We start from the raw sequence: 23,734 nt of genomic DNA, 5'->3' as shown, positions 1-23,734 counted from the left end.
TCAATGCCCGGGCTGACGATGGATACGGAAGAATATAGCGTACAGCGTGGGCACGACGATCAGCGTGAGAATGGAAGCGAAGCCGAGACCCGCCATTATCGTCACCGACATGTTGACAAAAAAGACGTCCGAGAGCAGCGGTATCAAACCCAGTATGGTGGTTGAAGCGGCCAGCATCACGGGGCGCATTCTGCTTACTGCCGAGTCAAGCACCGCTTCATAGGCATCTTTGCCCTCTTCTATCTGTTGGTCGATTTCCTCGATCAGCACAATGGCGTTCTTGATCAACAGGCCGACCAATGACAGGGCCCCCAACAGCGACATAAAATCAAAGGCGCCACCGGTGGTAAGCAGGCCGGCGGTGATACCGATAATCGCCAGCGGCACGGTCAGCCAGATAATCGCCGGCTGGCGCAATTTGCCGAACAGGAACACGCTGGTCAAAATCATCAACATGAACCCCACCGGCAGCGCGCCACCCAGGCCTTTCTGAGCGTTGTTGGAATCCTCGTACTCACCACCCCAGGCAAGTTTATAACCGGGCGGCAGCGGCATTTCATCAATTTGCGCGCGCAGCCGGGTAAACAGTGGTGTTGCCAGTTCGCCAGAAGGGTTGCAGGAGGCAATGATTGTCTGCATGCGGTCACGTCCTCGAATCACCGCGTTTTCCCAGCTGGTTTCATAACTGGACACAACCTGCGAGGCAGGTACCGCGCGCCCCAATACCGGGCTCCATACCTGAATATCACGCAGGTTATTTATGTCACCGCGCTCATCCTCAGGTGCCCGCACCCGTATTGGCAACACACGAATGCCATCGCGATAGGTACCCACGGGGGTACCCTCCACCGCGTATTGCAGGGCCGAGCCGAGGTCATCACGGGTGACACCGAGCTGGCGGCCCACCTGTTCGTTGAACACCGGAGTAACCACCTTCACCGGACTGCGCCAATCTTCACGCACGTCCCTGGATTCTGAATCAGCGCGCATAATGGCCATGGCCTCGTCGGCCAGGCGACGCAACACCTGCGGATCGGGGCCCGAGAATCGTGCCTCTATCTTAGCGTCACGGCCCGGCCCAATGCGCAGTGGTTTAACAATGGGATCCAGCCAAGGCATTTCCTCGCGCATGAAATTATTGACCTGCGTCCACATGGCTGGAATCTGGTCGCGACTCTCGGTTTCAACAATAATCTGCCCGTAGGCACGGGAGGGCTCCTTGGCATCATAAACCAGAGTAAAGCGCTGGTGCGGACCGCCGATTACCGCGCTTGTCTGGACTACACCGGGTAAGGTCCGAATGTATTCACTAACCCGCAGGCTGTCATCGCGAGTCACCCGAATATCAGTACCTTCGGGTTCCCACACATCGACAAAAAACATGGGCGTACTGGAATCGGGAAAGAAACCGCTTTTGACCGAGCCAAAACCAATAACAGCCATCACAAACAACACCACTACCCCGGCCATGGTCACCCAGCGATGATTAACCGCGCTAGCCACCACGCCCCGATATGCCTGAAACAGACCGCCACCATAGGGGTCACTGCCCTCATCGCCGCTGGCACCCGGCTTCAGCAGCAATGCGCATAGTAGTGGCGTAGTACTGACCGCTGTGATCCAGCTGAGACTCAGAGAAATCATTATCACGTAGAACAACGAGCTCGCAAATTCACCGGTGTTATCCGGGGACAGTCCGATGGCAGAGAAAGCCAGTATCCCGATCAGCGTGCCGCCCAACAGTGCCCACTGGGTTTTACCGACTGCTTCTCCGGCTGCACGCGCGGCGCTCATGCCCTTGTTCATGCGCACCAGCATGCCCTCAGCGACCACAATCGCATTATCGACTAACATACCCAACGCTATGACCAGCGCTCCCAACGAGATTCTCTGTAGCTCAATACCAAAGAAATTCATAACAAACAGCGTACCGGCCACCGTGATCAGCAGCACCGCACCGATGATAATACCGACCCTCAGACCCATAAATAGCAACAGCACGGCTATCACAATAGCCACTGCCTGACCGACGCTGGTTATAAAGCCACTGACCGAACTGTCTACTGCCTTGGGCTGGTCATAGACCACTTCCATCTTCATACCAACGGGGATCACTGGCAGCAGCTCAGCCACTTTTTGATCCAACCGACGCCCAACCTCTACTACGTTCTCACCCGACAGCATGGAGATGCCCATACTCAGCCCGGGCTTACCGTTAACGTAGAAAATCTTAGACGGCACCTCATCGTAGGCGCGAGTGATTGTGGCAATATCACGCAGGTAAATCAGCCGTTTATCCTGCGAGCTGATCAACACATCGCCTATCGCCTGTACCGATTTAAAAGCACCGGTCGGACTAATCCGCAGATAATCATCATTGACCCGGACATTACCGGCCACCACCACCTCGTTCTGCGAGGCCAGCACGCGATTAATAGCCTGTATATCGATACCCAATTCAGCCATGCGACTGCGCGAAATATCGACGTAGACCACCTCTTTCTGTTCACCATCGATAACCACTTTGCGCACGCCCGGAACCAGAATTAGCTGCCGCTTAATCCGATCCGCTGTGTCATAAAGGTCGCGCCAGCTATAGCCTTCGCCCGTGAGCACGGTATAAACGCCATAGACATCACCAAAGTCATCTATGACCATTGGCGCCATGGCCCCAGGTGGGAGATTGGGCGCGACATCAGCCATTTTGCGGCGTAATTCATCGAAAATATTCGGCAGGTCATCGGCTTTATATTGGTCTTTGAAATCCACCAGAATGTCAGAGAGCCCAGGCCTCGACACCGACATCTTGATCCACTTGATCTGTTCCATACGCTGCAAGGCGTCTTCGATATGGTAGGTGAGTTCTTCCTGAACTTCAGTGGCAGAGGCTCCCGGATACTGGGTAATGATCTTGGCAGACTTAATAGTGAACGCCGGATCCTCCAGCTTTCCCATGCTCTCGAAGGCGGAAACGCCACCGCCCACCATGATGACCACGAGCAGCCACGAGATTACCTTACTATTGACCGAGTATTCCCCGAGATTCATAGGGTCTTATCCTTGTAGAAAACTGTTATCCAGTGCCAGATCAGGCTGACTCGTCGTCGCGGGGTATTGCCTGTTCAGAGGTTTCCATGAGCGTAACCGGCATCCCCTCCGCCAGATAGGCTGCACCGACCGCGACAATTTTCTCGCCCCCACTGAGACCACTACGCACTTCGATATTACTGCCCGCCATACGCCCAATAACCACAGCACGGCTGCTGACAGTCATGCTCACAGTATCCAGCACCCACACCCGCGCTTGCAGCCCACTGTCGGCCTGGACGGCGGTTAGCGGAACCCACTTCGACTCACTGGAGTCCATGATGTTGGCAAAGTCGACGAGAACATTGGCCGTCATACCCGGCAGCACCGCAAACTTCTCAGGTGAAGGCATGGTGAACGTCACCTGGAAGGTCTGTGTCTGCGAATCGGCTTTGGTGGCAACCTCTTTCAAATGCAGCTCAAAGCGGTTCCCGGAACGACCCTCGAAATCTGCATAGGCCTTAATGCCGCGACGCTCAATCGAGTCTGCGGTCGCACGACGCTGCTCCTCGCCGCTGAAGCTGCGCACCAGCGACTCGGGCAAGTTGATGCGCACATCCAGTTGACCGACATTCTGAATCAAAACTACCGTCTGCTTCGCAATCACTTCTTCAAAATTCTCGACGTCGCGACGTGCTATGCGGCCGGCAAAAGGTGCCTTCAGCTCGGTATAAGCCAGGTCCTGTTCGGCCTGCGACAGCGAGGCGGCCGAGGTTTTGTAATTGGCTTCCATTCTGTCGTAATCAAACTTCGAGATATTGCCATCGACAATCAGCTCTTTTGCGCGCTCAAAATTACGCTCAGCATTCTCAAAAGTAGCTGTCCGATCCTCCAATATGATTTTGAAGTCGGTGGGGTCAAGCCGCGCTAACACCTGGCCTGATTCGACCAGATCACCCTCCCGGACTTGCAGCTCCTGCAGCACACCGCCGACACGAAACCCAACCTCGGCCCGTTGCGAGGCATCCACCGTACCTGGGAAATTGCGCAACGCTTCAGAGCTGCCGCCTTCAACTTCGAATATTTTCACTGGACGAACAGGTGCAGGCCCCGCTTCTTCCTGCTTTGCGCCACAGGCCTGTAAAATTAAGCCTGAACATACAAATAACAGTACCTTGCCAAGTAATTTTCCCATCACCTAACTTCCTTATGGCCAACGCCGGAAAACTGCAAGATTAACAGCTCTATCAAGATATGCGAAGCTGCCTGCCGCATTTCGGGCATTTCAACTAGATATGCGGTAACCTTCTTGAGTAACTTTCTATAAATTCCAAATAAAAAGGAAATCGCTATGTCCAAGACGCACGACCATGAAATCGTCTCCATTTACCCCTTCACGGACGAAGAAGTTGACGGCATGCTCAACACATCAGTTGAATGTGTACTGATGTGGAGCACCAAAGACGGCTGGCCCGTAGGTGTTACCCATGCCTTTGTTTGGCACGACGGAAAAATCTGGATAACCTTTGCCGCGCACCGCCATCGGGCCGCTGCCATTCGTCGCGAACCTCGCGTATCCGTTAACGTCAGCAGCGCTGGCTATCCGGAAGGTGCTGGAGAAGGTTTGGCCACTGGCGCAATTACTCTGAAGGGAACCAGCGAGTTCTTTGATGATGATGAAACCAAAAAGTGGTTTTACACCGCGCTTTCACGCAAACTTAATCCCGGCAACCAAGCCGGTGAGGACGCTTTTTACTCCTTATTGGACTCGCCGCTGCGGACTATTATAGCGGTAACTCCGGTTAAGAAGATTATGTACAACGCGGGTCTGGCGAATCGCCATTTCAGCGAAGGCGTCGATGAGTCAGAGCTGGGTGAACGCCTGGGCGGGGACACCGATCGCATGAACGCGGAACGCGCCAAGCGCGGATTAGATCCACGCTAGACGCTAACAACCCGGCGGCAAGCACCTGGTGCCGCCGAGGTTTTATTCAGCCGGAGCACCACCCAAAAAGATCGCAAAGCGGCGTCCGCTAGGCACATTCTCCAGTATCAGTTTGATAATAACGGTCAGCGGCACAGACAACAGCATGCCGGTCGGCCCGAACAGAAAACCCCAGAATATTAATGAAATAAATACCACCAAGGGCGACAGATTGAGCCCGCGCCCCATCACTCTGGGTTCGATCACACTGCCTAATAGTGTGTTCACCACAAAGTAACCCAAGCCGACAAACAGAGCCGTGAAAGGTCCCAGCTGCAACACCGTGAACAAAACCGCCGGTATCGCGGCAATCAGGGAACCCACGTTCGGAATGTAGTTGAGCAAAAAGGCCAACAGTCCCCACATCACTGGATAGTCGACCCCTAGCACGGCCAGCCACACGGTAATCACCAGACCCGTACCCAAGCTAATGAGCGTCTTCAGTCCCATATAGTTCTGAATACTCACCGCAATCTGCTCGAAGGCAGGCATACCGCCACTGTGTTGTCCCATAGCGGCATCAATCTTTTTATTCAGCACCAGGCTTTCACCCAACAGGAAAGCAGTTGTTAACATAATCAAAAAGGCGTTGGTCATAAAACCCGTGAGCGACTTCAACGCAGAACCTGCGAACCTTAATGCAGCGCCGGGATCGAAACTGGCAACGGCCTGTTGCGCCGGCCCCTCCAGTCCGCTGCTATTGAGCCACTGAACGGAGTTATTGACGAGCTGCTGTAGTCGCTCCTGATATTTGGGGAGATCCGAGATAAAGTCATTAATCGAGTTACCCAGAATCGCGCCCAGTATGGTGCCTAGCAACATAATGACCAGCAATATTGTCAAGATGGCGAGCCAGGAGGGAAAGCGGCGGCGCATCAACCACGTCAGCAGCGGAGAAAATATTAGCGCCAGCGTCAACGAGATGAGAAAAGGAACCACAATGGCCTGCGCCGCTTTCAATCCCGCGGCAACAACAACAAATGCCGCGGCGGTTATGATGGCACGGCTTACGGGATGATCAGTGTCAGGCATTGGCTACAACGAAGCTAAAGAAAGAACGCCGAGAATAGGCGGGCTAGTGCTTATGTGCAAGGCCCACTCGGCATGGCACCAACCGAAGTAGTACACTGCCGGTGTCGCAACAACAAGGCCCATCACCTCATGCAATGTAACCTTTACCAAATGTTATACGATGGCTTTCGCGAACATTTGACGGATATCGCCTTGCAGTTACCAACGGCTGACGACTGGAGCTACGCCGACCTCCACCAGCATTCAGCGCGCATGAGCCACTTGCTGGCGACACAAACCAACGTGGGGGATCGAGTACTGGTGCAGGTGGACAAATGTCCGCCAGCGGTTGCGCTCTACCTCGCTTGCCTGCGCGCAGGTGTTGTGATGGTGCCGCTCAACACAGCTTACACGGCGAGAGAGCTTGACTACTTTATCGATGACGCCGAACCCAGCCTGATTATCTGTCGCGCTGGTGACGGGGCTCGTATTAGCGAGCAGTCCAGTTGCACTGTGTTTACGTTGGAGGAATTTCACTCAGCAGCGCTTACTGCCACTGAAGCCGAAAAAATCGTGCCCCGTAACGCTGACGATCTTGCGGCTATTGTCTATACGTCCGGCACTACTGGTCGTTCCAAAGGCGCTATGCTAAGCCACGGCAATCTGGCATCCAACGCTAAAACTCTGCATTCATTATGGGGGTTTGAAGCCGGTGATGTGCTGCTACACGCACTGCCCATCTTTCATGTGCATGGCCTGTTTATCGCTCTGAATACGGCGTTCTTGAACGGCTCCCGCATTCTGTTTCTGGAAAAGTTTGATACCGCACATGTACTCGACGTTATGAGCGCAGCAACAGTAATGATGGGTGTACCGACGTTTTATACCCGACTGCTGGCCAGCCCCGACTTTGGCCCAGCGCATTACGCGCACATGCGAGTTTTTATCTGCGGCTCTGCACCGCTCACCGAGCCCACGTTCGCTGAGTTCGAGCAACGCACAGGTCAACGTATACTGGAACGCTATGGTATGTCGGAAGCTGGGATGATCACCTCAAATCCGCTCCATGGTGAGCGGCTGGCGGGTACCGTGGGTTTTGCTCTGCCTGGAGTTGAAGTGCGTGTATGCGATGATTCGGGCACATCCTTGGCGTCAGGCGAGGTCGGCATAGTGGAAGCGCGTGGTCCCAATATTTTTCAGGGCTATTGGCGCATGCCAGATAAAACGGCGGCTGAATTTCGTGAAGATGGCTGGTTTATCAGCGGTGATATGGGCGTACTGGACAGCGATGGCAGACTCAGTCTGGTGGGGCGCGAAAAGGATCTTATTATCAGCGGCGGCTACAATGTCTACCCCAAGGAAGTAGAGCTGGTACTCGATGAAGTACCCGGCATCGCTGAGTCAGCCGTCATCGGCGTACCACACCCGGATTTTGGTGAAGCCGTGGTAGCCGTGTGCGTCACTGAGAAGGGCAAGCAGCTGCCTGCCCAAAGCACTTTACAGGCATCGATGGCCGATCACTTGGCGCGTTTCAAGCAGCCGAAGCAGCTACTGGCGGTCAGTGAACTGCCGCGCAACACGATGGGTAAAGTACAGAAGAATCTGTTGCGCGAGCAGTACCGCGATTTGTTTAGTCCCACAGCAGACTAGAACCGATCAGGAACAGGGCATGCCTGGACGACGCATGCCCGCAAACCAGCCACCATCTGCAACAAACTCTGAGCCGGTGCTATAACTGGCTTCATCGCTGGCCAGAAACAACGACACATAGGCCACTTCCTCTGGTTGGCCTACGCGCGGAATAGGAAAGTCCGCATACATGCTCTTGTTCAAGTCTTCAGCAGAGCTGAAGTCGGCACCACCCATACTGGTATAGATACCGCCAGGGTGAACACTATTCACGCGAATTCCGTACTGCCCCAACTCAATGGCGGCGCTTTTAGTCAAACCACGCACCGCCCACTTACTCGAGGAATAGGCTGCCAGCCCAGCCGAGGAGTGCAAACCATCGATCGACGAAACATTAATAATCGAACCAACGCCTGCGGCCTTCATGGGTTCAATAACAGAACGAATACCCATGAAGGTACCCAGCTGATTAATATTGACCACCCGCAGATAATCTTCCGGCGTGGTATCGACGATCGACTTCATCATCACGATGGCGGCGTTATTCACCAGTACATTCAAGGGTCCAAGTTCCTGCGCCTTGGCCACCACTTGCTGCCAGTCAGACTCGCTGCTAACGTCCTGCCGCGCAAACACCGCGTTGTCACCCAGCTTATCTGCCAGAGCCTGCCCCGCCTCTTCCTGCACATCGCCTATCACTACCTTGGCGCCATGTTCTATAAACAGACGCACCGTCGCCTGTCCCATGCCATTGGCACCACCGGTAACGATCGCAACCTTGCCTTCTAATCTACTCACACACCTTCCTCCAAATAAGATAACTCCAAGGCGCCCGCATCTATTGGTCCGCGCAGCGCAGCTTCTTTAGATGCAACGTCCGTTAGAATCGTTGATTGAGCCACGCCAGCAGATCTGAATACACCTGCTCCCACTCCGGCTCATTAAAAATTTCATGGTAGAGTTCGGGATATACCCGCAAAGACTTATCCGGTGCAGCGGCCGCGTCATACAGGGACTGCGAACCGCTCACAGAAGTCATACTGTCAGCCTCACCGTGCATCAGCAGCAGTGGCAACTTCACTTCACTCGCGGCCGCTATGGACGCGGCCATAGCGGCGAACATTTCTGCCACGGTACGCGCGGGCACCTTGCCGTTATGGTTCAGCGGATCTGCCACATAGTCTTCAACGACTGCCGTATCACGGCTCACACCCTTGGAGTCCAATTGCAACACCCCCAGCTTTGGCATCAGCTTGGACAGCAGCCGCACCACATATTTGAGCAGTGCAGACGGCTCCTGCGGAGTCGCCAGTGCTGGCGCCGATAACACCAGAGCAGCAAAGCCCTCCTGACTGCGCTGCACCAAGCGCGTACTCACTAGACCACCCATACTATGACCGAGCAAAATCACCGGCCGGTGCGGGTATTGTGCTGCTATCTTGTCACGTAAGCCCAGCACCGCGTTCAAATTGTCATCAAAGCTATTCACAAAACACCGCGTCCCGTCGGACTGACCATGACCAGGTAAGTCAAGAGCACAGACGGCATAGCCTTGTCCGTTGAGATACTCAGCCAGCCGCTCGTAGCGCAGACAATGTTCTGCGAGACCGTGAACAATCAGCACGAGCGCGCGCGCGTCGCCTTCGGGGCTCCAATGGCTGTAAAAAATGCTGCCCCATTCCGGGACGGGGAAATAGCCTGTTTCTGCTGTCATCCTGGCTCCGACTCCGCTCCGGCACTGAACCGCAACAATCCGCGGAACGCATGTTTTGCCGAAGCCTCGCCACTCACGACCTGATACACCTCAGAGGCGATCGGCATTTCGACGCCATGGCGTTCTGCCAGAGCCATGATGGCCGGTGCACTTTTAGCCCCTTCGGCAACCATGACCATCTCATCGATAATATCTTGCATGGCCCGCCCCTTGCCCAGTTCTACCCCAACGTGATGATTCCGGCTCTGGGGGCTTATACACGTGGCGATCATATCACCCATGCCCGCCAGACCTGCGAAGGTCTCCTCGCGCCCTCCCATCGCCACGCCAAGGCGCGTCGCTTCAGCCAATCCACGAGTAATTAGAGCCGAGCGCGTGTTGTCACCGGCCCCTTGACCGTCACCCATGCCCACCGCGATAGCGATAATGTTTTTCAATACACCGCCCAACTCGCAGCCAATCACATCGTCGTTGGTATAGACCCGAAACAGCCCGCTGCGAAATACCGCCTGTAGCTCGCGCACAATAGTCTGGTCTTCCATTGCAATAACACTGGCTGCAGCCTGACCAGCAGCAATCTCGCGCGCCAGGTTGGGTCCGGTTAGGACGCCACTGGGGTGACCGGGCAGGATCTCATTAATGATCTCGGTCATGCGCATTGAGGTGCTCAACTCCAAACCTTTGGTCAGCGAGATCACTGGCACCCAGGCACGCAGGTGCGGCTTGACCTGTTCCAGTACCGCTCGGAAAGACTGCGACGGAATACCTACCACCAGCACATCGACATCCGCCACTGCCTCGGCCAGATCATTGGTCGCCCGCAGCTTTTCGGGTAATTTGGCACCCGGCAAATACTTCTCATTGGTATGTCTGGCGTTAATCTCGTTCACCGTATCTGCATCTCTTGCCCACAGTGTAATAGGCGCGTTGCGGGCGACCAGTGCCGCCACGGTGGTACCCCAGGAGCCGCCTCCGAGTAGTCCAACTTTTAGCATCATATTTTTTCCTCTTGTCGATACCAGTCACTACCACGCCGGTCCATGACCAAACCGCGCACCAGCTCCAATCGGCGCAGTATGACCCGCAAGGCCTGAGCCTCCGCTATACGTTTGGCGCGTATGTCACGACCCGGATTTATCAAGCCACGATTGTCCAGATACTTGAAGGCATTCTGGAACAATATGCGACCGATAGACGCCTCAGAACTAATGCGTCTTTGTAAATACGCCTGACGACCAAACTTGAGCGCGGCCTCGATGCTGGCCTTTTCTTCCAGCTGCACCTCTGGATCGGTGCGGGCAATAAAGTCTGCCACTACGGTGTACGCCTCAACATAGGTCAATAGCGTCGCATGAGATACCAGCGGGTGTAACTTTTCAAGCAAGCCAGAAACACCGCTGGCGCCGCGTTCCAGATAGGCTGCCCACTGCGGCGTGACCCGCTCCATCTCCTCCGCAATCTGACGTCGAAACTCGTCTGTCGGCGCGTAAAAAAACTCAAACTTGAACAAATCGCGCAGATTCTCGACCTCTTGCCAGAACACTTCGGCCGCCGCATCGCCGGCCTCGGCAGCGCGCAACAGCGACATTTCTATCAACGCCTTGTTAACAAAAAAGTGAATGACGGTATTGCGATAAAAGCTCGCTACGGGATGCTGCTCAAGCGCAATAGCGTAGACGACTTCTGGTCCTTCATCATAGCGGGTGATCACATTTTCATTAATCATCAGCTCTAGCAAACCACGCATTGCCTGCGCATTTTGCGGTTCAAAATCACTGGATACTCTGATGCCCCGCTGCCGCGACCAATCCAGCAGCGCCTGTACTTCCTCCACCAGCTCGCCATTGGTAAGCGCCTGTGGGGCCGCACCCAACAAACTCATGGTGATCATCGAGGGATAGGTAATAGGCGTCACATTATTAGCTTGCACAGCGACTTCGAAACCAATTTTAGAGAGCGCCAGCTTGTCGTCCGGATCAGGACAACGCTCCAATATGACCGGCTCGCCAAAATCCAGGTAAATCTTGCCCATGGGCTTGGCCAGACTTCGTATATAACCAATAAACCAGCGCAGAGATTCGGCGCCCTTACCACGCCCGGTTTGCTCAGTAGCATATTCCTGCACGTCACGAATCAGATCGTAGCTGACCGAAATGGGAATGATGTGAATGTTGCGCGCATCATTCTCATAGCAAGCCTCCAATACGTACTTCAGCAATCCATAGCGCACCGGCATCAACTTTCCGATACGTGAGCGCGTGCCCTCGAATGACCAATTCATCGGGAAGCGCTTCTCCATCAAATAGCCAATGTAATGGCGCAGGGTTAGCTTATAGCCAGGATTGTCCTGAAAGCTACGACGGATAAAAATGGCACCAGAGCGGCGTAATAAAAAGCCAAGTCCGGCAAAACTAAGATTGGCACCGCCGAACATATGCGGCAACGGATAATCGTTCTCAAACAAGACTTTAGGTACCACCAGCCCATCGAGGTAAGTCTTGTGTGTCCACAGCAGCATCGATGGATTGTCGCGCACCATCTGACGTGCCCGCGCCGCCGCTTCCTTGTCGTAGACAATCTGGTCCTGATAGCCCAAACCCAATACGAAATCGTTAAAGCGGGCAAACACATCAATCCAGAAAGTGCGAGGTATGCTAATCATTTCCTTCATGTATACGCGGCATTCCTTAAGCATTTGCTCAAGACTTTTGCCTTCTTCGATTGCGAGCGACTCCAGCTCCTTCAGGTAGGCCGGACTGGCGAGCAGGCTGTCGCGCACGTAGCGCGGAACTTTATAACGCCCACCGCGCAGACTGCGTTCAGCAATATCCAGCGCAATACCCGCCTGCCGCGCGACAAAGCCGGCGAGTTGAAGACTGGTTCCAGTAGCTTCGCTATACCGCAGGGTCGCAAACCGTTGTTGCAGTTCTGCCACCGTTGCTGGTTGTGCCGCAATGCAGTGGACACGCTGTGGATCATTTTTGAGGATACGACGCGCTTTCCAACTACCCGGCCGGCGCAGATCACCAAACAGAAAGTCGCGCACCTGCGGTCCCGATTCCAACGCATCACTGGGAGGCGTCCAGGCAATTCTGAGCGGCACTACCAAGGCAGCTGCGTTGTGCTTGTCGACCAGCCCCTTGAGCGCCGCTACCTTAATCTCTTTCTCTCCACCGGCCAGCGACAAGGCCAGCACTGTGCATTCACGGCCGTCCTGATGCGCAGCTATCCAGGCTTCCAGCTGCTGTCGCTCAAAGCGGCTGCGCGTATCCAGCAGGAACACAACCCCCTTATCAGCCAGCTCTGGCCAGGGATCGCTGGCAAACAGCTGCGGTTGCTGGTTCATCGTTGCCCTTGCTTGGGTCGAGCCTTAGCTGCCGCAGGCTTTGCCTTGGGCTTGGGCTTTGCCGCTGCTTTGGGCTTCGCTTTGGGCTTCGCTTTAGGTTTAACCTTAGCCTCACCCTTGGCTAGCGGCTTGGCTTTTGTTTTCGTCGCTGGCTTGGCTTTACTTTTAGGCGTGTCTTGGGACTTCGGCTTGGCTTTTGATTTTGCTGCAGCTTTGGTTTTAGTCGCGGTCTCAGCCTTACGCTTTACCGCCGACTTGGTCTTGCCTTCCGCCCGACCGCGGGATGCAGGCTGCTGCCCCAGCGCCTGCAAAAATAGCCCCCGCACTTCGGCGACATGCTCATCAATAGTGTCGGTCGACCAGCTGCTGGTCTCCACCGGCGGCAACACTTCAACATCTACCGTTGCGGCGCGAAACACAAAGTCGCCTTTGGGTGCCACATCCAGCGCATTGCGAATCACTATCGGCACTATCGGCACACCGGCCTGCATCGCCAGATGAAAAGCGCCTTTTTTAAACGGCCCCAGGCGCGGCGAAACTGTGCGCGTGCCTTCGGGCGCTAACACAACACACTTACCATCATCGCGAATAGCGTCGACCAGAGGCGCCATCGCGTCGATCGCACTGCCAGAGTTTTCGCGATCTATCAGCACCACACCGCCCATTTCCATAACCCGACCTATCACCGGAATCTTACGTATTTCCTTTTTGCCGACTCCAGCTATATCGCGCCGAATAAGCTTCGCCATGATAACCACGTCGGCTTTGCTCTGGTGATTAAATACAAATACGCAGGGGCGCTGAGCCCACAGGTTGTCCTCACCTTTAACATTCAGATCCAGACCGATTAAGGCGCCAGCCGTGTCTGCAAACACTGAAAAGGAAAAATTAATGGCATCGCGCCGCGACCCGGTAAGAGCGTAAATAGGTAACCCTGCGGCAAACGAGGTCACCAGACTTGCTGTGGCCGCAACTGAACGCACAAATTGCGTGACCGTAGGACGGCCGCGACTGCCAAAGCGGGCTAGCGGCCAATTGCGTTGCCGAGCGATTTTATTCAGCTTCCCATTGGGGTTTAACACTACGGGCCAACTCACCCGTTCCAGCAGCTCAATATCGTCGCTACTGTCGGAGTAGAAAAAACTCTGGTCTAAATCAGCCCCGTTCTCATCCGCAAGTTTTTCCGCCGCCACCACCTTGCCCTGACCAAAACATGTAGGTCGTAACACTTCTCCAGTAAATGCCCCGTCTTCAATTTCCAGGTTAGTGCACAACACATGGTCGATACCCAGGTCACGAGCAGCGGGCTCTATCTGATAAGGCGTAGCAGAAGAAATAACAGCCAGTGTATGCCCCTTCGCCAGGTGTGCTTCAACCAGCGCACGTGATTCAGGGTAGATCAGCCGTGCAATTTCCTTAAGGTAAAGTTCTTCACCCACTTCCCTATAGGTCTCTTCGTTAATACCGCGCATAAACTGGGAGCTGGCTACCATCATTCCAGAAAAGCCCATATTACCCAGTCCGAAATTGGTCATCGCGGTGACCACTTCAGCAAAATCTCGTGTGGTCAGGTCGCCCCGACGCAATTGCTCACGTATCAATGCAACGGCCGAATACCCGGCAATCAGCGTGCCATCAAAATCGAAGATCGCTGCTGTGGAAGGTCCTGAGGGTGAGTCTTCAACTGCCTTTAGCAATTGCTTGATTGATGCCATTTTTCTTGTTTCCTGCAAAGTCAGACGCGATTATAGGCCAAAGCGCACACCGCCGGCGATGTCGAACCGTATTTAAGACGGCGCAAAGAATTGCCATGGCACAGGCAACCACAAAGCCAGGCTGCCCCCAATGGTGCAGATAGTTAACCATTGCCGGCTAGCCACGGCAACCGGATCAAAAAGCGTTGTGAAATTAGCTGAGAAAGGGCAAGTTAGTGCGCTCTTCGCGGCGCCCGGATAATACTACCCGGCTAACGTGAACAATCTGGGAGAATTCTATGTTTTTTGGCTGGTACGTAGTCGCTGGCTCGCTGATGGCACAACTGCTGGTAGTCGGCTTCTTTACCTATTCAGTCAGCCTGCTGGTTGGGCCCGTGCGGGCCGAGTTCAGCGTCAGTCTGGAACAGGTCATGTACAGCCTGACCATTGGCACCTTCGCTGGCATGCTGGTCGCTCCTATCGCTGGGGCTATGCTGGATCGCTATCCGGTGCGGTGGATGATGTGCGGTGGAGTCCTACTGTTTGCGGGCGGGCTCTGGAGCCTGGGACAAACCACTAGCATCACCCAGTTCGTCATTATCTTTGGCGTGACCATGGCACTGGCCAACGCGCTGTCAGGCTCGATGGCGGCTTCAACGATTATTTCACGCTGGTTCACCGCCAGCCGCGGCAGAGCGCTGGGAATATCCGCCATTGGAACCTCACTGGGAGGCATTATCATTCCCGCTCTAATGACCTATTGGCTGGCGCGTTCCGGCTGGCGTATCACAATGGAGAATATGTCATTGCTGGCGCTGTTTCTGGTACTGCCCTTCATTTTCTTCACCGTTCGAGGCCGCCCGTCAGACGTTGGACTGGAACCAGAAGGTGGCGCACCCGCAGGCGACGCTGAGGCCCGAGTAGATCAAGTATTGGGCCTAAAGGACATTTTGCGCCATCAGGGTTATTGGCTGATTGGATTACCTCTGGGAATTCTGTTTTGTGCCTACAGTGCTGTACTGGCTAATCTTACCCCTTATGCAACCAGCCTCGAGCATAGCGCCGCGCAGGGTTCTTCACTCATCATGGCATTGGCGATCGCCAGCTTTGCGGGGAAATTGGCCTTTGGTTTTATGGCTGATCGTGTACCGTTGAAAATTGGATTATGGAGTGCCATGGCTCTTGTCACAGCGGCGTTGCTGATACTGTCGGCGCTACCGGGGTACAACACAATCTTGTTTGCCGTGGTGCTCATGGGGTTGGCCACCGGTGGCATGCTACCGGTATGGGGCTCGATGATGGCGCAGTGCTTCGGATTACTCAGCTACGGCAAGGCCATGGGCTTGATGGGGCCGCTGATAACACTATCAGTGATGCCTGGGTTCACCATCATCGGCCGTCTTTACGACAGCAGCGGTGACTATCAGACGGCCATGCTGGTGTTTGCCGGTATGACAATAGCCGCTGCACTGATTATGATTCCACTGCGACTGGTCACACCGACGCGCGCAGCCTGATTTTGCGGATTATCAGCGACGTAGCCTGACGACCCTTAATAACACTGAGTTACGCGCCAGAAGAGATTGGCGCTCAAGGAGAGACCATGAGTAATTTGTTTAGCAGCGGGCAGCTGGGACGTATCAAAGTCAACAACCGCATCATCATGGCCCCCATGACTCGCAGCCGCGCTGACGCAGCTGGTAACCCCACGCCGATGATGCTCGACTATTATCGTCAACGGGCCAGCGCCGGACTCATTATTGCTGAAGGCACCTATCCTTCTGAAAACGGCAAGGGTTACTGCCGCACGCCTGGTATCGTCAATCAGCAGCAAATAGACGCCTGGGGCGAAATTACCGCTGCGGTGCGCGCTGAAGGTGGCAAAATGGTTTTGCAGATTATGCACTGCGGTCGCTGTTCTCACGCAGACAACAAAAGCACAACAGCGGAAACCGTGGCGCCGTCAGCTATTGGCGCAGAGGGAGAAGTGTTTACCGAAGCCGGCATGAAACCATTCAGTGCTCCACGGGCGCTGCACAGCGATGAGATTCCGCAGGTGATAGAAGAATACCGACAGGCTACTCACAACGCCTATGCGGCCGGCTTCGACGGTGTGGAACTACACGCAACCAGTGGTTACCTGCCGGCCCAGTTTATGTCACCCGGCAGCAACCAGCGCAGTGATCACTATGGTGGGTCATTAGAGAACCGGCTGCGCTTTGTGGTAGAAACTCTGCAAGCAATGGCCAGTGTGGACGGTGCTGACCGCGTGGGCATTCGCATCTGTCCCGGGTTCCCGTTCAATGACGTCAAGGACCCTGACCCCAAGGAAACCTTCGAAGGCCTGCTCAGCGCGATTGATCCGATGCAACTGGCCTACCTGCATCTGATGCGCGCCAGCCCACTCGACGTGTATGCCATGGTGCAGGAGTTTTTCAGTGGTCCGTTTATCATCAATGGCGGCTATAATCGTATCAGCGGCGATAAGGCTATTGCAGAACGCGGCGCGGCGGCAGTCTCCTTTGCCACTCTTTATATTGCCAACCCGGACCTGGTAAAGCGCTTGCACGACGACCTGCCCATGGCTGAACCAGATCAGGCCACCCTGTATACCAATACTACGGACGGCTACAGTGAATATACCAACTACAGCGGCTAAACAACGGCCGGGGCTAACAATCTTGGCCAGGACAGCGCGCCAGTATTAGAGCCTGAATTGGTCATTATTCAGCCAATCCGCCCCACAGTCATGCAAAAGCACCAGTTTAGGGCGATATACTCACCGAACACATATCCATATTGTGACCACCCTGTCAACGCCTTCTAAAGGGTAATTCTTACTATGTTTTTACCACATGGTGAGTATTATGCGCGCTCGGTTATCCATAGTAACCGGCTACCCATACCTTAGGAGTTAACAATGAAGAAATTATTGCTTGCGGCTACTGTTGCCGCTGTATCCACAACTGCTGTGGCCAATGACTATCGTTTTGAAGTCGACGCTGATTTTCTGGCAAATGAAGTCAACAAAAATGCTGACCTAGAAACCTATGCCATCGGCGGCACGTTTTACCTTGCCCCAGTTGATGACAGCATGGGCCCCAAAGCTGAAGCAGCCTTCCTGAACAAGTCTTCCGATATCCACCTCGGTTACGGTCGCACCAACCTCGACGCCGGCATCATTGACGAAGATGGCGACATCTGGACCCTCGGCGGTCGTTTTGTAACTGGTAACGGCATCATCCTGGAAGCTGACTACGCCGCTAGTGATATCGACAATGTTTCCGATACCGAGGTATTTGGCCTGGGCATTGGTTACTACCTGAACGATACTTCTACCATCTCTTTGGGCTATGTGAGCACTGAAGACGACAAAATCGACTTTGAAGATGATATCTGGTCTGTCGGCTACAAGACTCTGCTCAATGACAGCATCAACCTGGAAGCTGACTTTGACTACAGCGATCCTAAAGGTGGCAAGAAAGCTTACGGCCTGACCGGCGCAGCTGATTACTACTTGAACGAAAACGCCAGCATTGGCGGCGTTCTGGGCTACGTATCGTCTGACGACGATTTTGCCAAGGCTTGGGTCTACGGCGTTCGTGGTGAGTACTTCTTCAGCAGCATGATCGCTGTAAACGCTGGCTACACTGTTAGCGCACCTGACAAGGGTGACGACAACAGCATCTGGAGCATTGGCCTCACGGCTCGTTTCTAAGCTTTAGTTGTAATACGAAAAAGGCGGGTTTTACCCGCCTTTTTTTATGCCTGTCTCTTGAGCAGATGGCTGCATTGGAAAATGGCGGAAGAGGTAGGAGTCGAACCCACCAGGCACACATTCGGCACCTCACTGGTTTTGAAGACCAGGCGCCCCACCAGGGACATCGCTCTTCCGAAGTAAAAGTTTAGCCTTTAAACAGCCTCGCAGGAAGGTCTGTGTCTACCACAACACGTTCATTGTCTCTGCGCGCCGTAAAACCCACTCGATCAAAGTACTCCAGCACTTCAATCGCTATCTTGCGACCAGTACCCATACGGGTTTTGAAAGCGACCACTGTAATAGCCTCACCACTTTCACTGATGGCGGTGATCATGGCGGCTAATTTCGTGAGCAAAGCCGGCTCGGCAAAGCGGCTCTCAGTGAGTTGGTGCAGCTGGCCCGCGCGGGTAGCATTACGCGCCACCGTCTCAGCGCGTTTTTTATCCCAGCCGGTAGCGGTCATCACCTCTGACAGTAGCGGAATATCTTTGCCGCGCTGCTGCAATAGTTGCTGATATTGCTGCCAGCGCTCATCTGCGGCAGACGCTTGTGTAGACTGCAGCGCCGACAGGCCAATCAACCCATCGCGCAGTTGGAGGCTGCTGGCCGCCAAACCGGCCGCAAGCAATGCTTGTAATAAGGCGGGCTCAATTTCTGTTGCCAGTGTCGCCTCTAACTGGCGTGCCGGAATACCACCCTGCCCTGGCTGTTGTTGGTGCCAGGTTTCCAGGAACGCTTGTAAACGCTGCTCAGCGGCCTGCCAGCGTGAGCGCGATACGACATAATCAGTGCGCTCTACCGACAACGACTGCATCATCTCTGTGGTCAGCGCCGCCTGCTCCGCCGGACCCAGATTCCAGCTCTGTGCAAACTGACCAAGATCGACCAAGCGATTCTGTTCCAGTACCAGACTATGCAGTGCCTGTGCTGCCGACTCTGCCTCCAACGCCTGCAACCAACGCTGCCGCTCTGGAGCCGATTTGCCACGCTGTGGCGCATGCGGGTCAAGTACCGTGCCGCCACCCAGGGTGATACTTTCACTGTCGTCGCGCAGCAGAAAGCGGTCACCATGGCTGCAACAAGCAGGCTGATCCAGAATTAACTGTACCCGCTGTGATTGCCCCGGCTGCAGTCGACTAACGCCCTCCTCCAACAGGTATATTCTTGCCGCGATACGTTTGGCACCCAGGTGCAATTTAACCGGCAGCAGGTGCCGTAGAGCAAAAGGGGCGCTAACTAATAGTTCTACACGGGCATCAAAGCGCTGGGTGGGTGGCGCCGCCGATGGCGCTACTAACCAGTCGCCACGTTCTATATCGTTTTTATCGACATCACCAACCAGGTTGAGGGCGCAGCGCTCACCGGCGCCCGCAATCTCAGCAACTTCATCCTGCACATGCAAACTGCGCACCCGCAGTAGCTTATCGGCAGGCAACAAGCGCAACGTTTCTCCTACCGCAACGGAACCCGCTGTCGCAGTCCCGGTTACCACCAGACCGGTCCCCTTCAGGGTAAACACACGATCTACAGAGAGTCTGAACAGGCCTTCGCGACTACGTTGTACACAGGCTTGAGCTCGCTTTTCGAGATGTTCCAGTAACTCACTGATACCAGTGCCCGCGGTATTACTCACGGGGAAAACGCTGAGATTCTCACTATGTAGCAAAGCTCGCGCGGCCTTGCTGACTTCCGCTACCCGCTGTGGCTCGACCCGGTCAATTTTAGTGATTACCAATACGTAGTCATCAACCCCAAGCAATCGCAGCACATCCAGGTGCTCGCGCGTTTGCGGCATAATGCCGTCATCCGCCGCTACAACCAACAGCCCAAGATCAATACCGTTAACGCCGGCTATCATAGTATTGATAAAGCGCGTGTGGCCCGGCACATCAACAAAACCAATGGGACTGCACCCTGCCACTTTGCGATAGGCATAGCCCAGGTTAATCGACAGGCCGCGACGTTTCTCTTCTTCCAGACGGTCGGTATCGACTCCGGTCAGGTGTTTAATCAGTGAGGTTTTGCCATGGTCTACATGCCCGGCAGTGGCGACGATCAAGCCGAAGGCTCCGCCAGTGGCTGCAATGCATCGAGCAAATCCGCATCTGCCGATAAACAACGCAGGTCCAGCCATAGGCTGCCCTTGTGCAGGCGGCCAACAATAGGAAGCGGGAGATGACGTAAGCTGCTACTGAGTTCGCGCAGGCGAGCTTCCTCGGCGTCACAAGGGGTTATCCGCAACGCGGCGCTGGGAATATTCTCCACGGGCAAGGCGCCGCTGCCAATCTGGCTGGCACAATCGGTCACACTCACTTCAAACACAGGACCCATCAGTGCTGCTACGGCAGACTGTAATCGCCGTGCCTGCTCCTGAATATCCGCCAGTGGTCGCGTCAACTGACGCAGCGTCGGCAGCTCTTGCAGCAGTGTCTGCGGATTGCGATACAGTTTTAGCACTTCTGCCAGCGCCGCTAACGTCATTTTGTCCAATCGCAGCGCACGCTTTAACGGGTTGGCATTAATCTGCTCAATCAGATCACGGCGGCCAGCAATCAGGCCACTTTGTGGGCCACCCAGCAATTTGTCGCCGCTGAAGGTAATGATATCCACCCCATTGGCGATTGATTGCGCTGCGGTGGGTTCATCTGGCAAGCCGAGCGCCGCAAAATCAACCAGACTGCCGCTACCCAAATCTACCACCAGCGGCAAATCATGCTCGTGCGCCAACTGGGCCAGTTCGCTCTCGTCCACGACACTAGTAAAACCTTCCACCCGAAAATTACTGGTGTGTACTTTCATTAGCAGCGCGGTGTGTTCTGATATCGCCTGCCGAAAGTCTTTCAGGTGGGTGCGGTTGGTGGCACCCACTTCGACCAGCGTGCAATTAGAGCGCTGCATAACCTCGGGAATACGAAACGAGCCGCCAATCTCAACCAGTTCCCCACGTGAAACCGGCACCTCGCGATTCATCGCCAAAGTGTTAAGCACCAGTAATACCGCCGCGGCATTATTGTTCACCACCGTCGCGGCTTCTGCCCCGGTCAACTCACAAATTAACCCTTCAACATGCGAGTCACGCTTACCGCGCTGGCCGCTGTCCAGATCAAATTCCAGATTACTGGGCGTACCCGCTACCTTGGCAACTGCCGCAATTGCCTGCGCTGGCAGGCTGGCGCGCCCAAGATTGGTGTGTAACACGGTACCGGTTAGATTCAGCACGGGCCTCAGCGAGGCTACCTCACGCGCTTCCAGAGCGGCTTCAACCTGTGCACAGAGGCTCGGCAGATCAACGCCAGGAGAAGCACCGCCGCTAATCTCTGCCCGCAGCTGGGACAGTACGCTGCGCACCTGCTCAGCCACTTGCCCATGCCCCCAGCGACTGACTGCGCCTGCCAATGGCTTCAGCATGGCATCCACCGACGGCACTCGCCGTTGCGGGTTGTCGGCGTCTGCTGCCATAACTACTGCAAATGCCGCTGCATAAAGACTAGCAACGCCTCAATAATGGGGTTGGTTTCATCGTCTACGGCGGTAATGACATCCAAATGGGAATAGCCCTCGGCGATCACAACTTCAAAACCACCACTGGCATCACCGAATGTCGGAAACGCAGTGCTGGGCTGCTCGGTATCGATGACCCTGGGTGTCAGGCTGTCACAGGCAGGCGCTGCGCAAGCAGCCAGCGTTTCAGCGTAGCCCAACATGCCGCCGGATACCGGCAACAAACCGTTGCTGCCGCCAAAGCTGATGACCGGGATATCCACATTGCTGGCCTGGGTCCGGTTAGCAATATCACTACGCCCTCTTCCGACCGGCGGCGGTGCCGACAGAGCGCTGCTGTCCAGCCCCAGTCCGGAGGTTACCGATAATCCAGATGCGGGGTAATACCAGTCGGTAAAATTGGTATCGCCAGCATAGAACTGCGGTAGTATGTCATTAACAAGATCGGTGACCTCCGCCTCTACACCCCACACCGCACTGGCCGCAAGGTCGGTAGGCGCGGGACCGTTGTCCGGAGTGGATTCGGCTGGCAGCTCCTGATCTATACCAAGCCAGGTGTTCACACCGTTATCCGCGGGGCCAGGGGCGCCCACAGAGACTGCCAGGAAAGGGAAAATACCCGCCGGCAAGCCGTCATCATCCAGAAAGTTTCCCATTAGGGATGTTGAACTGGCTGGCTCTGAACCCAGCAGCAATTGCAAACCAGCCAACGCCGAAATTTGTTCGATAGCGTTATTGCCAGGGATACCGCCCTGGTCCGCCTGTAGAATGGATATCACACCGTCGCCGTTAATCGCGGCATCCAGGGCAGAGACTGACGAAGCGGCAAACACCTCGGTCGGTAGCAGGCTCGACAATACGGTGTAAGCGGTGGTGCTCTCAGTGCAGCTGGTGTTAGCAAACGCCCCACAATCAGTGGACTCAGTGTCGACCGTGCAGGCGGTTAAGCCATCAATACAGCGCGGTGCCTGATCGCGCACGGCGCCATAGAGACCACCATCAAAGCGAGCCTCAATACTGTCTAACAGAGCTTCACTGGGGACCTCACCGAGTCGGCCGCCACCACCATCAAACATGACCAGTCCGCGCAGTTTAGCGTAGCCTGGGACCACAGCAGCTGGCGTTAGATCAAGATCAGTTGCTGCATAGCGCGCCGCATAACCAGTACCCGCAGAATGTCCGCCCAGAAACACGTTGTTATTAGCCGCGCGGTCACGGGCCGCCTCTACCACCGCATCGATATCCTGCGAATGCGTCAGCTCAGTCCACTGTGCAAAAAAGGCGAGGTCATCACTACTGTTATAGATAATCGCACGGCGTCCAAGCTCATCCTGCAGTGGTCCTTCCAGCGGCATACCCAGTTCCTCCCCAAACAGGAAGTTCAAGCCGATGGACGCGTCTTGTTCACGCTCAGCAATGTTGAAACCCGCCAGGTCCTCCAGCTGATTACTGCGCCGGTCCACCGCCCATACTTCAAACACCTGGCCAGTATCGGCTTGGGCCCGAAGCATAAGATTCTCTGCCAACTTGGAAAAATTGGCAGCGCCACCTTCAAATCCGGGCACTAGCACCAAAATGGCATCGGGTTGTGAGGTGTCCTGGTCAGACAGTGAATAGCGGGTATAGACGGCATTGTTCAGGCTGAAATTATTGGAGCCAAACTGCTCCAGCAATGCAGGATTGGTGACCACTACACCCGGACTACCTGGCGTAAATGCCGGCTGCGCGGCGCTGGGCAGGGTCAGCGTTTCCTGCATCAGTTCTGGCGGCTCAGAGCCTCCATCAATAAAATTGTTGTCATTGTCGCTATCGCAGCCGATGAGCGTGATAGCGATAAGAAACAGGGTTGTATTGCGGGCAAAAAACATCATGTAAAACTCCTTGGCCCGAAAGAGTGCCATAACTAGCGCCACCAACAAAGCCTTGAATACACCGGTCCCGCAAATAAGGCAAAAAATAGGCGACAGAACACTGCCCGCACGCCCAATCGCGCACAAAAAAGAGGCCCGAAGGCCCCTTTAAAGGTGTGACCGGTACCAAAACACCGGTCACTATGCAGACTAAAGAA

Annotated in this window: 16 protein-coding genes and 1 tRNA gene; 5 read left to right on the top strand and 12 right to left on the bottom strand. The window is 54.9% G+C overall.

Going from position 1 to position 23,734, the window contains the following annotated elements; translation table 11 throughout:
• On the bottom strand, positions 1 to 3,048 hold the full coding sequence (locus tag EYC98_RS19625) for an efflux RND transporter permease subunit (RefSeq protein WP_279247099.1): 3,048 nt from the start codon (positions 3,046 to 3,048) through the stop codon (positions 1 to 3).
• 40 nt (positions 3,049 to 3,088) lie between these two features.
• Positions 3,089 to 4,222, bottom strand: coding sequence for an efflux RND transporter periplasmic adaptor subunit (locus EYC98_RS19620; protein WP_279247098.1), 1,134 nt, complete (start codon positions 4,220 to 4,222; stop codon positions 3,089 to 3,091).
• 156 nt (positions 4,223 to 4,378) lie between these two features.
• Between EYC98_RS19620 and EYC98_RS19615 the strand changes: the two genes are divergently transcribed.
• The gene (locus tag EYC98_RS19615; RefSeq protein ID WP_279247097.1) at positions 4,379 to 4,972 is read left to right on the top strand and encodes a pyridoxamine 5'-phosphate oxidase family protein; all 594 of its coding nucleotides are present in this window, start codon (positions 4,379 to 4,381) and stop codon (positions 4,970 to 4,972) included.
• A 42-nt stretch (positions 4,973 to 5,014) separates the two neighbouring features.
• Here the strand turns inward: EYC98_RS19615 and EYC98_RS19610 are convergent, their stop codons facing one another.
• Positions 5,015 to 6,043 (bottom strand): AI-2E family transporter, encoded by a 1,029-nt coding sequence (locus EYC98_RS19610; protein WP_279247096.1) that lies wholly within the window; start codon positions 6,041 to 6,043, stop codon positions 5,015 to 5,017.
• A gap of 129 nt (positions 6,044 to 6,172) precedes the next feature.
• Here EYC98_RS19610 and EYC98_RS19605 point away from each other — a divergent pair, with 129 nt between their 5' ends.
• Positions 6,173 to 7,672 (top strand): AMP-binding protein, encoded by a 1,500-nt coding sequence (locus tag EYC98_RS19605; protein WP_279247095.1) that lies wholly within the window; start codon positions 6,173 to 6,175, stop codon positions 7,670 to 7,672.
• A 6-nt stretch (positions 7,673 to 7,678) separates the two neighbouring features.
• On the opposite strand, the gene EYC98_RS19600 is transcribed toward EYC98_RS19605, so the two are convergent.
• From EYC98_RS19600 to EYC98_RS19580, 5 genes are all read right to left on the bottom strand, one after another.
• Positions 7,679 to 8,449 carry a glucose 1-dehydrogenase gene (locus EYC98_RS19600; RefSeq protein ID WP_279247094.1) on the bottom strand — a complete coding sequence of 257 codons (771 nt, stop codon included), beginning with the start codon at positions 8,447 to 8,449 and terminating at the stop codon, positions 7,679 to 7,681.
• A gap of 82 nt (positions 8,450 to 8,531) precedes the next feature.
• Positions 8,532 to 9,365: an alpha/beta hydrolase gene (locus EYC98_RS19595; protein ID WP_279247093.1), complete on the bottom strand. Its 834-nt coding sequence runs from the start codon at positions 9,363 to 9,365 to the stop codon at positions 8,532 to 8,534.
• A complete protein-coding gene (locus EYC98_RS19590) occupies positions 9,362 to 10,363 on the bottom strand; it encodes an NAD(P)H-dependent glycerol-3-phosphate dehydrogenase (RefSeq protein ID WP_279247092.1) in 1,002 nt (333 codons plus the stop codon). Before EYC98_RS19590 ends, EYC98_RS19595 begins: the two co-directional genes overlap by 4 nt.
• On the bottom strand, positions 10,360 to 12,711 hold the full coding sequence (locus EYC98_RS19585; protein ID WP_279247091.1) for a glycerol-3-phosphate 1-O-acyltransferase: 2,352 nt from the start codon (positions 12,709 to 12,711) through the stop codon (positions 10,360 to 10,362). The genes EYC98_RS19590 and EYC98_RS19585 overlap by 4 nt, the downstream gene beginning before the upstream one ends.
• Positions 12,708 to 14,426: an HAD-IB family hydrolase gene (locus EYC98_RS19580; RefSeq protein WP_279247090.1), complete on the bottom strand. Its 1,719-nt coding sequence runs from the start codon at positions 14,424 to 14,426 to the stop codon at positions 12,708 to 12,710. Before EYC98_RS19580 ends, EYC98_RS19585 begins: the two co-directional genes overlap by 4 nt.
• A gap of 278 nt (positions 14,427 to 14,704) precedes the next feature.
• Between EYC98_RS19580 and EYC98_RS19575 the strand changes: the two genes are divergently transcribed.
• From EYC98_RS19575 to EYC98_RS19565, 3 genes are all read left to right on the top strand, one after another.
• Complete coding sequence (locus EYC98_RS19575) at positions 14,705 to 15,922, top strand: MFS transporter (protein ID WP_279247089.1); 1,218 nt, start codon at positions 14,705 to 14,707, stop codon at positions 15,920 to 15,922.
• Between the two features lie 86 nt (positions 15,923 to 16,008).
• On the top strand, positions 16,009 to 17,064 hold the full coding sequence (locus EYC98_RS19570) for an alkene reductase (protein ID WP_279247088.1): 1,056 nt from the start codon (positions 16,009 to 16,011) through the stop codon (positions 17,062 to 17,064).
• Positions 17,065 to 17,325: 261 nt separating this feature from the next.
• Positions 17,326 to 18,123 carry a putative porin gene (locus EYC98_RS19565; protein ID WP_279247087.1) on the top strand — a complete coding sequence of 266 codons (798 nt, stop codon included), beginning with the start codon at positions 17,326 to 17,328 and terminating at the stop codon, positions 18,121 to 18,123.
• A gap of 82 nt (positions 18,124 to 18,205) precedes the next feature.
• On the opposite strand, the gene EYC98_RS19560 is transcribed toward EYC98_RS19565, so the two are convergent.
• The 4 genes from EYC98_RS19560 to EYC98_RS19545 form a co-directional block, all read right to left on the bottom strand.
• Positions 18,206 to 18,299 (bottom strand) — tRNA-Sec (locus EYC98_RS19560).
• A gap of 11 nt (positions 18,300 to 18,310) precedes the next feature.
• Positions 18,311 to 20,224, bottom strand: a complete 1,914-nt coding sequence (gene selB / locus EYC98_RS19555) for a selenocysteine-specific translation elongation factor (protein WP_279247086.1) — start codon at positions 20,222 to 20,224, stop codon at positions 18,311 to 18,313.
• Entirely contained in the window at positions 20,221 to 21,624 is a 1,404-nt protein-coding gene (gene selA / locus EYC98_RS19550; protein ID WP_279247085.1) for an L-seryl-tRNA(Sec) selenium transferase, read from the bottom strand. The genes selB and selA overlap by 4 nt, the downstream gene beginning before the upstream one ends.
• A gap of 2 nt (positions 21,625 to 21,626) precedes the next feature.
• Positions 21,627 to 23,567, bottom strand: a complete 1,941-nt coding sequence (locus EYC98_RS19545) for a hypothetical protein (RefSeq protein ID WP_279247084.1) — start codon at positions 23,565 to 23,567, stop codon at positions 21,627 to 21,629.
• Between the last annotated feature and the right edge of the window lie 167 nt (positions 23,568 to 23,734).

This window comes from Candidatus Litorirhabdus singularis, from assembly GCF_026262625.1.
Classification (GTDB): domain Bacteria; phylum Pseudomonadota; class Gammaproteobacteria; order Pseudomonadales; family Halieaceae; genus Litorirhabdus; species Litorirhabdus singularis.
This window is presented reverse-complemented; position numbering and strand designations above follow the sequence as displayed.